Raw genomic sequence first — 3,381 nt, forward strand, 5'->3', positions numbered from 1 at the left:
GCGGCGTTCGTCGGGGCGGGCACGGTGGCAGCGGCCGCCGTGGGGACGGCCGCGGCCGGCACGGCCGCGGACGACGCGCCCGCCGACGTGCCCTGCGCGGGGGCGCCGGCGCCGACCAGGGCGCCCCCGAACACGTCGTGGAGGATGTCGTGGAGGACGCGGCGGACCGCCAGGCGTATCGCGGCGACCGCAGGATGGGGACCCATGTCCGTATCCCATCTGTGAGGCCGAGGGGCTACCTCGGTGCCGTACGGGAACGACGAGTGCTTGTCGCGGAGTACCCACCGGACGACGAGTGACGGCGAGTACCGACCAGTGCTGCCGAGTGCTGCGGGAGCCGGGAGAGCCACCGGAGGCGTGCGGCTCAGGCGAGTCCCGTAACGCTGCGTACTTCAATGGTGACAGAAGTGTGCTGTTCCCTGAGCATCGCACGCCTACCCGTCGCCCACGGTCCCTCGGACGAGTGATTGGGAGGTCAATCCCGTGCCGCCAGGCGTGCGACCCCTAACCATCCGTCCTACGGTGCACCCGCGCGACCCAATCCGCTGGTTTGCCGATCTCCGCCTTGGTCGGGAGGGTGTTGGGCGAGGTCCACACCCGGTTGAAGCCCTCCATGCCGACCTGGTTCACCACCCCCCGCACGAACCGCTCGCCGTCCCGGTACTGCCGCAGCTTGGCGTCCAGGCCGAGCAGCCGGCGCAGCGCCTGGTCGAGCCGGCCCACGCCGCTGGCCCGCCGCTGCTGGAACTTCTCCCGGATCTCCGCCACGCTCGGCACCACAGCCGGGCCCACGCCGTCCATCACGAAGTCCGCGTGGCCCTCCAGCAGCGACATCACCGCGGTCAGCCGGGCCAGGATCTCCCGCTGGGCGGGCGTCTGCACCAGCTCCACCAGGCTCCGCCCGCCGCGCTCCTCCTCGCCGTCCCCGCCGCCGGCCTCCCGCCTGCCGCCCGCCAGCGACTGGGCCGCCTCCCGGAACCGCTCCAGCAGCGTCGCCGGGTCCACGTCCGTCTCGCCGAGGAACGCCTGGATCTCCGACTCGATGTGGTCGCGCAGCCAGGGCACGGCCGCGAACTGCGTGCGGTGCGTCTCCTCGTGCAGGCACACCCACAGCCGGAAGTCGTGCGGGGCCACGTCCAGCTCCCGCTCCACGTGCACGATGTTCGGCGCGACCAGCAGCAGGCGGCCGCCGCCCGGCGTCGCGGCGGGCAGCTCGCGCGTGGCGCGGCCGAACGTCTCGTACTGGCCGAGCACCCGGGAGGCCAGGAAGGACAGCAGCATGCCCAGCTCCACGCCGGTCACCTTGCCGCCGACCGCGCTGAGCACCGCGCCGCCCGGCATCCCGCCGCGCCGCTCCTGCATCCTGCCCAGCAAAGGCCCCAGCACCTCGCGGAAGCCCGCCACGTTCGCCCTGATCCAGCCCGCGCGGTCCACGACCAGCACGGGCGTGTCCGCCGGCCCGCCGCCCGCGGACGGCCCCTCTCCCGGCTCGCCGTCCGGCCCCGCCGCCGCGGGCGGGANCCCTCTCCCGGCTCGCCGTCCGGCCCCGCCGCCGCGGGCGGGAACATGCCGGTGAAGGCCCGCACGTGCTCCTCCGAGGCCTTCGCGTGCCGCCGCAGCTCCGCGACGACGGCGCGCGCCTCGTCGCGGGTCACCTCCGGTCCCGGCCGTACCAGCCGGGTCGCCGTCGCCACCGCGAGATTCCAGTCGACCATCTCCGCACCACCGACGCTCGTCATGACTTCACGGTACGTGCCCGGCGCGGCGTACGGGAGGAGACGAGGTGACGGCCGGGCACGGCGGGCCGGGCGGGGGCGGGAGCGGACGTACGCGGGACGCGTGCGCGGGCGCATGGCACGGGAGCGCGCGCCCCGGCGCGCGGAGCCCGGCCGGGCTCCGACGGGCAGGGGTCGGGCCGGTCCAGCGGGTGGAAGGCGGGCGGGGGCCGGGCTGAGGCCGCGGGGCACGTCGGCCGGGACCCGGACGGCGGACTCACGGCCGCCCGGCCTCCCGGTTGCCGGACGCACGGTCTGCGGACGCACGGTCTGCGGACTTCCGACCGGCGGAACCGCGTTCGGCGGGCGCCCTGCCGACGGGCTCGACAGTCAGCGTAGGCCCGTAGACCCGTAGGCCCCGGAGTCCCACGGGCCTGCGAGACGTACGGACCCACGGGGACCCACGGGCCGCCCGGAGGGTCACCGGCAGCCGCACTCCGCCAGCGTCGACGCGAGCCGGTCGAGGGCGTGCTGGGCGCCCTGCGCGTCCGTCGTGTCGTTGGTCATGAAGGCGAAGACCAGCAGCCGCCCGTCCGCGTCCACGACCGTGCCGGCCAGCGTGTTCACCCCGGTCAGCGTGCCCGTCTTGGCCCGCACCAGGCCGCGCCCGGCCGCGTACGCCGCGTCCTGCCCGTACCGGCCGCGCAGCGTGCCCGTGAACCCGGCCACCGGCAGGCCCGTCAGGACCGGCCGCAGCTCCGGGTGGCCGGGGCTCGCGGCCCGCAGCAGCACCTGGGAGAGCAGCGCGGCCGAGACCCGGTCGGCGCGGTCCAGGCCGCTGCCGTCCGCCACGCGCGCGCCGCCGACCGGCAGCCGCAGCGCGGCCAGCCGGGCGGTCACGGCCTGGGCGGCCCCGTCGAAGGAGGCGGGCCGCCCGGAGGCGAGGGCGGTCTGCCGGGCCAGGGCCTCGGCGATGTCGTTGTCGCTGGTGGTCAGCATCCGTTCGACCAGCGCGGACAGCGGCGGGGACCACACGGCGGCCAGCCGGCCGGCGCCGCGCGGCGCGGCGGTCTGCCCGGGGTCCCCGGCCACGTCCACGCCGCGCTCCCGCAGCAGGTCCGCGAACGCGCGCGCGGCGTCGGCGGCCGGGTCCTTCGCCCGGTCGGCCGGGCCGTGGTCGCTGCCGTCGAGGCGGCCCTCGTCGGCCATGAGCGGGACGACGGGCGCGAGGTTCTCGTTCGGGCCGATGGGGTGCAGGACGGGGCCGGAGTAGAGGGACGTGTCGTACGCCAGGCGCACCCGCCGCACGCCGCGCGCGGCCAGCGCCCGGGCGGCCCGGTCGGCCAGGTCGCGCAGGCTCGCGGGCTGGTCGGGGCCGGTGGCCGGGCGGGCGGTGAGGGTGGGGTCGCCGCCGCCGACGAGCACGATCTGGCCGGATTCCCCGCCCACGACCGCGGTGGCGATGCGGTGGCCGGGGCCGAGCGCGGACAGGGCGGCGGCGCCGGTGGCGAGCTTGACCGTGGAGGCGGGCACGGCGGCGGCGGCCGCGTCGGACCCGAACACCGTCCCCCCGGTGGCCGCGTCCACCACCGACGCGGCGCGCAGCGGGCCGAGCGCCGGGTCGCGCAGCAGCGGGCCGAGCGCCCTGGCCAGGCCGGGCCCGGTG

1 protein-coding gene and 2 pseudogenes are annotated in these 3,381 nt (G+C 77.3%); all 3 read right to left on the reverse strand.

Annotated elements, in window-relative coordinates; genetic code table 11:
- A pseudogene (locus RKE29_RS28775) lies at positions 1-206 on the reverse strand (tRNA lysidine(34) synthetase TilS); the annotation flags it as partial.
- A gap of 298 nt (positions 207-504) precedes the next feature.
- Positions 505-1,739 (reverse strand): annotated as a pseudogene (locus tag RKE29_RS28780) (zinc-dependent metalloprotease).
- 456 nt (positions 1,740-2,195) lie between these two features.
- Positions 2,196-3,381: D-alanyl-D-alanine carboxypeptidase/D-alanyl-D-alanine-endopeptidase (gene dacB / locus RKE29_RS28785; RefSeq protein WP_312008644.1), on the reverse strand; the 1,186-nt coding region annotated here is incomplete at its 5' end.

It is taken from the genome of Streptomyces sp. B1866 (assembly GCF_031932565.1).
Classification (GTDB): Bacteria; Actinomycetota; Actinomycetes; order Streptomycetales; family Streptomycetaceae; genus Streptomyces.